The 6,618-nt window shown below is 69.8% G+C and carries 10 protein-coding genes; all 10 read right to left on the reverse strand.

The window, feature by feature from the left end:
* Nucleotides 1-136 precede the first annotated feature (136 nt).
* The 10 genes from NON22_RS18360 to ccmA all read right to left on the reverse strand — a co-directional run bounded on the left by NON22_RS18360 (nt 137) and on the right by ccmA (nt 6,441).
* Nucleotides 137-589, reverse strand: a complete 453-nt coding sequence (locus tag NON22_RS18360; RefSeq protein ID WP_257388402.1) for a cytochrome c-type biogenesis protein — start codon at nt 587-589, stop codon at nt 137-139.
* Nucleotides 586-1,143: a DsbE family thiol:disulfide interchange protein gene (locus tag NON22_RS18365; RefSeq protein WP_257388403.1), complete on the reverse strand. Its 558-nt coding sequence runs from the start codon at nt 1,141-1,143 to the stop codon at nt 586-588. The genes NON22_RS18360 and NON22_RS18365 overlap by 4 nt, the downstream gene beginning before the upstream one ends.
* Complete coding sequence (locus tag NON22_RS18370; RefSeq protein ID WP_257388404.1) at nt 1,140-3,131, reverse strand: heme lyase CcmF/NrfE family subunit; 1,992 nt, start codon at nt 3,129-3,131, stop codon at nt 1,140-1,142. The genes NON22_RS18365 and NON22_RS18370 overlap by 4 nt, the downstream gene beginning before the upstream one ends.
* A 99-nt stretch (nt 3,132-3,230) precedes the next feature.
* Nucleotides 3,231-3,413, reverse strand: coding sequence for an SEC-C metal-binding domain-containing protein (locus tag NON22_RS25025; RefSeq protein WP_425508001.1), 183 nt, complete (start codon nt 3,411-3,413; stop codon nt 3,231-3,233).
* Between the two features lie 35 nt (nt 3,414-3,448).
* Nucleotides 3,449-3,685, reverse strand: a complete 237-nt coding sequence (locus NON22_RS18375; RefSeq protein ID WP_257388405.1) for a hypothetical protein — start codon at nt 3,683-3,685, stop codon at nt 3,449-3,451.
* Nucleotides 3,682-4,143, reverse strand: coding sequence for a cytochrome c maturation protein CcmE (gene ccmE, locus NON22_RS18380; protein ID WP_257388406.1), 462 nt, complete (start codon nt 4,141-4,143; stop codon nt 3,682-3,684). The genes NON22_RS18375 and ccmE overlap by 4 nt, the downstream gene beginning before the upstream one ends.
* Complete coding sequence (ccmD, locus tag NON22_RS18385; protein ID WP_257388407.1) at nt 4,140-4,316, reverse strand: heme exporter protein CcmD; 177 nt, start codon at nt 4,314-4,316, stop codon at nt 4,140-4,142. Before ccmD ends, ccmE begins: the two co-directional genes overlap by 4 nt.
* Entirely contained in the window at nt 4,313-5,071 is a 759-nt protein-coding gene (locus tag NON22_RS18390) for a heme ABC transporter permease (protein WP_257388408.1), read from the reverse strand. Before NON22_RS18390 ends, ccmD begins: the two co-directional genes overlap by 4 nt.
* A gap of 27 nt (nt 5,072-5,098) precedes the next feature.
* Nucleotides 5,099-5,782: a heme exporter protein CcmB gene (gene ccmB / locus NON22_RS18395; RefSeq protein WP_257388410.1), complete on the reverse strand. Its 684-nt coding sequence runs from the start codon at nt 5,780-5,782 to the stop codon at nt 5,099-5,101.
* The gene (ccmA, locus tag NON22_RS18400; RefSeq protein WP_257388411.1) at nt 5,779-6,441 is read right to left on the reverse strand and encodes a heme ABC exporter ATP-binding protein CcmA; all 663 of its coding nucleotides are present in this window, start codon (nt 6,439-6,441) and stop codon (nt 5,779-5,781) included. Before ccmA ends, ccmB begins: the two co-directional genes overlap by 4 nt.
* Nucleotides 6,442-6,618 lie beyond the last annotated feature (177 nt).

Consider the following 6,618-nt stretch of genomic DNA (forward strand, 5'->3'; position numbering starts at 1 on the left):
GCCAATGCATCGTCGAGCGCGCGGCGGCGCGCGGCGGCCGGCGCGGCGGCGCCGCGGCGGTGGCGCAGCAGCGGCACCAGCACGAAGGCCAGCGCCGCGAGCAGCATCAGGCCGGCCAGCAGCACGAAAGCGGTAGTCACCAGTCTTCCTCCTCGCGCGGCGCGGTCGCGGCCGGCGTCTTGTGGGCGAGAGCCGCGGTGCGGCGGCGCACGACGACGACGAGCACGCCGGCGCCGGCGAGCAGCGCGAGCAGCGGGCCGAACCAGAGCAGCCACGTCGAGCCGCTCAGCGGCGGGTCATACAGCACGAACTGCGAATAGCGCGCGACGAGGTAGTCCTTGATCTGCGCGTCGCTCTTGCCGGCGCGCATCTGGTCGAACACTTCGCGGCGCAGATCGCCGGCCAGGCCCGCGTCCGAGTCGGCCAGGTTCTGGTTCTGGCAGACCAGGCAGCGCAGTTCGCGGGTCAGCGACTGGAAGCGCTTCTCTTCGGCCGCGTCCTTGAAATCCAGAGGCTGCACGGCCGCGGCGATCGTGCAGAACAGCGACAGCAGCAGCGCGGGCAGCGCCGCGCGACGCAGGCGACTCATGGCTGACCTCCGGCGGCGGGTTTCCGAAGCGCGGCTATCGCCGGCTTGAGCTCCTTCTCGACGTAGTCCGGCGTCAGCGCGCCGATGCGCTTTAGGCGGATGTAGCCGTCGCCATCGACGAGGAAGGTTTCCGGCGCGCCGTAGACGCCGAAGTCGATCGCCGTGCGGCCGACCGTGTCGGCGACGATGACGTCGTAGGGATTGCCGAAGCGCGCGAGCCAGGCCGTCGCGTCCGCGGCGTCGTCCTTCCAGTTGTAGCCGACCAGCGGCAGTCCGAGCTCCTTCGCATAACGCACCAGCACCGGATGCTCGTCGACGCAGCTCGGGCACCAGCTGCCGAACACGTTGAGCAGGTACGGCTTGCCCTTGAGGTCCGCGCTGCCGAACTCGCGATTCGCCTCGTTGAGCACGGGCAGACGGAATTCCGGTGCGGCCTTGCCGATCAGCGGCGAGGGCACTTCGCGCTGGTCGTGCTTCATGTTCCAGCGCAGGCCGAAGCCGAGCAGCGCGACGAGCAGCAGGAACGCCGCGAGCGGCAGCAGGCGCGCATTCATGCGGTCACCTCGTTCGCAGCGACGGCGCCCGGTGCCGCGGCCGGAGTCGGCGCGGGCTGCGCGTCGCGCGCGAGGGCCAGGCTGCGGAAGCGCCGGTCGGTCGCGGCGACGAAGCCGCCGAGCATCATCAGCAGCCCGCCCAGCCAGATCCAGCGCACGAACGGCTTGATGTAGACGCGCACCGACCAGGCGCCGTCGTCGCCGACCGGCTCGCCGAGCGCGACGTAGATGTCGCGCGTGAAACCCGGATCGATGGCCGATTCCGTCTGCACCTGGCCGCGCAGATAGCGGCGCTTCTGCGGCGCCAGGGTCGCGACCGTCGCGCCGTCGCGGCTGACGACGATCGTCCCGGCGTCGGCCTCGTAGTTCGGGCCGCGCGCGTGTTTCGCGCCGTCGAAGCGCACGTCGTAAGCGCCGATGCGCACGCTCTGGCCCGGCGCGAAGCGCAGGTCGCGCTCCAGGCCCGTGGCCTCGGTCAGCATGACGCCGGCGACGAACACGCCCACGCCGAGATGCGCGCAGATCATGCCGAACATTTCCGGCGTGTAGCGGCGTCCCGGCGGCGCGTGGCGCCAGCGCGACACGGCGTACAGCGCGATGCCGAGGCCGACCCAGAGTCCGAGGCCGATACCGGCCACGGCCTTGAACGGCAGGCCGCCGCCGAGCAGCCAGGCCGCGACGGCGGCAATGACCGCGACTAGCAGCGCCGGCAGCAGCGAACGCAGCGCCGCGGGCAGTTGGGCCTGGCGCCATTTCAGGAACGGCCCGAACGGCAGCAGCAGCACGACCGGTGCCATCAGCAGCACGAACATGAAGCCGAAATACGGCGGTCCGACCGAGATACGGCCGGCATCCAGCGCTTCGCCGAGCAGCGGGAACAGGGTGCCGAGCAGCACCATCAGCGCAGCAATTGAGAACAGCAGGTTGTTGATCAGCAGTAGGGTGTCGCGGCTGACGCCGGCGAACGGCTCGCCGCCGGCGACCTTCGGCGCGCGCAGGGCGTAGATCAGCAGCGAACCGCCGACGACGACGACGAGGAAGGCGAGCACGAACAGGCCGCGCTGCGGATCGCTCGCGAACGCATGCACCGAGGTCAGCACGCCCGAACGCACGAGGAAGGTGCCGAGCAGCGACAGCGAGAACGCAGCGATCGCCAGCAGCAGGGTCCAGGCACGGAACGAGCCGCGCTTTTCCGTCACGGCCTGGGAATGGATCAGCGCGGTGCCGACGAGCCAGGGCATGAACGAGGCGTTCTCGACCGGATCCCAGAACCACCAGCCGCCCCAGCCGAGCTCGTAGTACGCCCACCACGAACCCAGCGCGATGCCCAGGGTCAGGAACGCCCAGGCCACGTTGGTCCACGGCCGCGCCCAGCGCACCCAGGCCACGTCGAGCGTGCCGCCGAGCAGCGCGGCGATCGCGAACGCGAATGCGACCGAAAAGCCCACGTAGCCCATGTACAGCATCGGCGGATGCACGATCAGGCCGAAGTCCTGCAGCAGGGGGTTGAGGTCGTTGCCGTCGGCCAGCGCCGGTACGTGGCGCAGGAACGGGTTGGACGTCAGCAGCGTGAACAGCAGGAAGCCGACGCTGACGAAGCCGAGCACGCCGATCACGCGCGCCATGAAAACGTCGGGCAGGCGCCGGCTGAACGCGGCGACCGCGACGGTCCAGATGTTCAGGATCAGTATCCAGAGCAGCAGCGAACCCTCATGCGCGCCCCAGACCGCGGAGAAGCGGTAGTACCAGGGCAGCGCCGAATTGGAGTTCTGCGCGACGTAGGCGACCGAGAAATCCTGCTGAAGGAACGCGGCCGTCAGGATCGCGAACGCGACGATCACGAACACGGCCTGGCCGGCGGCGGCCGGCCGTGCGGTCGCGATCAGCGCCGCATGGTTGCGCCAGGCGCCGAGCAGCGGCAGCACGGTCTGCGCCAGGGCCAGCAGCAGGGCGAGTATCAGGGCGAATTGACCGAGTTCGGGCAGCATGGCGGCAGCGGCGGCTCCGTGATGCCGCCGCGGCGCGGGCCGCGGCGGCGGTGGATGGACGGTCGCGGCCCGCCCGGGGACGGGCCGCGACTGCCGAGGTTACAGCGGTTGCCGTCGGCGGGATTCAACGATGGTAGTCGTGCCGCAGCACGCCGTCGAAAGCACCCCGAGTTCAGACAACAGTTCTTGAAATCTCCGACCCGAACCGCAGGGGCAGGGGTCTTTGCGACCGAGTTTCTCGCAGAGCACCTTGTCGCCGTGGACCGTGCGCAGGCCGCGCATGACGCGCGCTTCCGAGATAGCCGCGGCGGCGCTTGCTAGTTCGCTCGAAAGCTCACCGTGAAGTTCTTCGGCGTACGCATGACGTTCTCCTTCATTGCTGGGCGCGGGATCACCGGTCCGCGCAGCCGGGTGTCGCTGTAATGCGGCACGTCGCGTCGAAAGCCCTTTCCTCCCGAGCGCAAATGCGCTTGGGGAGAGAGGACGGTTTCCTGTTTCGTCGGCTTTGGCGCCGCCTGCGTCGTACGGGCGCGCACGACGGCGACGGCCGTCACTGCGCCGCCGGCTTGCTTTCGCTCACCTCGTGTTTCTTGTGCGCCTTGGCCATGGCTTCGGCCACGTCGCGCGGCACGTAGTTCTCGTCGTGCTTGGCGAGCACCTCGGTCGCGACGAAGCGCTTGCCGTCCATGCGACCGGTCGTGACGACCGACTGCTTCTCGCGGAACAGGTCGGGCAGGATGCCGGTGTACTCGACGTCCAGTTCGGCGTCGCCGTCGGTCACGACGAAGCCGGTCTTCAGCGAATCGCCGGCGCGCTGGATCGAGCCGGCCTTGACCATGCCGCCGAGGCGGAAGCGCGCGTCGGCGGGCACCTTGCCGGCCTGCACCTCGACCGGCGTGTACAGGTAGGTGATGTTCTGCTGCAGCGCGAGCACGGTCAGCGCCGCGGCAACGACAACCGCGACTAGGATCAGCGAGATGACGACGAGGCGGCGTTTGCGGGTCGGGTTCATGCGGTTTCCTCGCTGCGCTTCTGCGCGCGGCGCGCGCGGCCGCGCAGATCGCGCAGCACGCGGCGGCGCTTGAGCAGCGGCGCGACGGCGTCGAGCGCGAGCACGATCGCGAAGATCGCGAACGAACTCCAGACGTAGCCGCCGTAGCCGCCCATGGACAGGAACTGGCTCATGCGGCGTCTCCGTCGGCGAGCGCGACCTGGCGCGCCCAGTCCTTGCCGGCTTCGAGCTCGAGCAGGTCGACGCGGGCGCGCGACAGCAGGCTCGCGGCGAACAGGAACTTGGTCGCGACCGCCATGACCAGCAGCGGCCAGAGCATGCGCGAGTCGATCAGCGAAGGGCCGAACAGCCGCACCGTGGAGCCCTGGTGCAGCGTGTTCCACCAGTTGACCGAGAAATGCACGATCGGCAGGTTGACGATGCCGACGAGCGCCAGGAACGCCGCGGCGCGCGAGGCCTGGCGGCGGTCCTCGATGGCCTGGTACAGGCCCATGACGCCGAAATAGAGGAACAGCAGCACGAGCTCGGAGGTCAGGCGTGCGTCCCAGGTCCACCAGGTGCCCCACATCGGCTTGCCCCAGATCGAGCCCGTGGCCAGGCAGATGAACGTGAAGGCGGCGCCGATCGGCGCGGAGGCCATGGCCAGGGTTTCCGACAGCTTGATGCGCCAGATCAGCGCGATGAAGCCGTTGACGGCCATGAACGCGTAGATGAACAGGCTCATCCAGGCGCTCGGCACGTGCACGTAGATGATGCGGAACGCGTCGCTCTGCTGATAGTCCGACGGCGCGAGCACGAGGCCGCCGTAGAGGCCGACGGCGAGGCTGATCAGGCCCAGGCCCCAGAGCCACGGCAGCAGGCGGCCGGCCAGCCGATAGAAGTACGGCGGCGACCCGAGCTTGTGGAACCAGAGTACGAGTGGATTCATGGATTCGTATACGGGTGGTGGTCGCGGTCAGCTCAGCGAGATGCGCAGCGCCGCCGCGCAGGCCAGCGGCGCCAGCACCAGCGCGAGCGCCAGGCCGGCGCCGAGCCAGAGCAGCGGCGCGAGCACCGGCAGTCCCTGGCCGGCTGCGTTGCAGGCGCCGGCGGCGAAGATCAGCACCGGCACGTACAGCGGCAGAACCAATAGCGCCAGCAGCATACCAGAGCGGCGCATGCCGACCGTCAGCGCGACGCAGACCGCGCCGATCAGGCTCAGCAGCGGCGTGGACAGGGCCAGCGCGGCCAGCAGCACCGGTAGCTCGCTGCGCGGCAGGTACAGGAGCTCGCCGAGCAGCGGCGCGGCCAGCAGCAGCGGCAGCGCCGTCGTGAGCCAGTGCACCGCGATCTTGCAGGCCAGCAGCAGCGGCAGCGGATGCGGCGACAGCACGAGCTGTTCGAGCGAGCCGTCCTCGAAGTCGGAGCGGAACAGCGCATCGAGCGACAGCAGGCCGGCCAGCAGCAGCGCGACGAGGATGGTGCCCGAGGCGATGCGCGCGAGCGCGTTGGGTTCGGGGCCGAGCGCGAACGGGAACAGCACGACGACCATGATCGCGAACAGCATCGGATTAAGCGCGTCGCCGCGCTGGCGCCAGACCAGGCTGAAGTCGCGCACGAACAGCGCGCGGCAGGCGGACAGCGCAGTGCCGTAGCTCATGCGGCGAGCTCCGGGTCGACTGCGGCCAGACGGATGCGCCGCGGCGTGCCCGAGGTGTACGCATAGGCGCCGTGCGAGGTGATCAGCGCGGCGCCGCCGCGCAGCGCGTGCAGTTCGAGCAGGCGGTTGACCAGGGTGATGCCTTCGCGGTCGAGATTGGCGTAGGGTTCGTCGAGCAGCCACAGCGCGGCCGGCACGAGCAGCAGCCGCGCGAGCGCGACGCGCTTTTTCTGGCCGGCCGAGAGCTGGCGCAGCGGCACGTCCTCGTAGCCTTCCAGGCCTACGCTCTTGAGCGCGTGGTGCGGCGTGATGCCCGGGCGCAGCCCGCCCAGGCCGATCGCGAAGCGCAGGTTCTGCAAAGGCGACAATTCCCCTTTGACACCGAGCAGGTGGCCGAGCAGGGCGACCTGGTGCGACAGCCGCGCGAGGGTCAGCGGCTCGCCGTTGAGCAGCACCTCGCCGGCGCTCGGCGGCAGCAGCCCGGACAGCACCTTGAGCAGGGTGGTCTTGCCGCTGCCGTTGTCGCCTTCCATGAGCACGACGTCGCCGGCGTCGAGCCGGAAGCTCAGCGGGCCGAAGATGGGTTCGTCGTTGCGCAGGTAGGCGAGTCCGCGCGCCTGCAGCAGCGGCGGCGTCTCCGGAGGAGTCGGGGAATTCATGCGGGCGCAATCCTAACCGCGCGCGCGGGCGGTTGCCACGCACCGTGGCATCGCGCCGCAGCGCGCGCGGCCGGGTTGGTCGAGAATGCGCCGCACGCGTTTTCCATGATCTGGAACATGGAAGTGCCGCGGCCGGTCTGCGTGCTCGCGGAACGGCGCGATCGATTTCAACCCGAT

It is taken from the genome of Tahibacter caeni (assembly GCF_024609805.1).
In the GTDB taxonomy this organism is placed as follows: domain Bacteria; phylum Pseudomonadota; class Gammaproteobacteria; order Xanthomonadales; family Rhodanobacteraceae; genus Tahibacter; species Tahibacter caeni.

What these genes read in the sequence shown, in the direction of transcription:
- NON22_RS18360 (WP_257388402.1), bottom strand. Translation starts at nt 589, where the DNA reads ATGAGTCGCCTGCGTCGCGCGGCGCTGCCCGCGCTGCTGCTGTCGCTG.
- NON22_RS18365 (WP_257388403.1), bottom strand. Translation starts at nt 1,143, where the DNA reads ATGAATGCGCGCCTGCTGCCGCTCGCGGCGTTCCTGCTGCTCGTCGCG.
- NON22_RS18370 (WP_257388404.1), bottom strand. Translation starts at nt 3,131, where the DNA reads ATGCTGCCCGAACTCGGTCAATTCGCCCTGATACTCGCCCTGCTGCTG.
- NON22_RS25025 (WP_425508001.1), bottom strand. Translation starts at nt 3,413, where the DNA reads ATGCGCGGCCTGCGCACGGTCCACGGCGACAAGGTGCTCTGCGAGAAA.
- ccmE (WP_257388406.1), bottom strand. Translation starts at nt 4,143, where the DNA reads ATGAACCCGACCCGCAAACGCCGCCTCGTCGTCATCTCGCTGATCCTA.
- ccmD (WP_257388407.1), bottom strand. Translation starts at nt 4,316, where the DNA reads ATGAGCCAGTTCCTGTCCATGGGCGGCTACGGCGGCTACGTCTGGAGT.
- NON22_RS18390 (WP_257388408.1), bottom strand. Translation starts at nt 5,071, where the DNA reads ATGAATCCACTCGTACTCTGGTTCCACAAGCTCGGGTCGCCGCCGTAC.
- ccmB (WP_257388410.1), bottom strand. Translation starts at nt 5,782, where the DNA reads ATGAGCTACGGCACTGCGCTGTCCGCCTGCCGCGCGCTGTTCGTGCGC.
- ccmA (WP_257388411.1), bottom strand. Translation starts at nt 6,441, where the DNA reads ATGAATTCCCCGACTCCTCCGGAGACGCCGCCGCTGCTGCAGGCGCGC.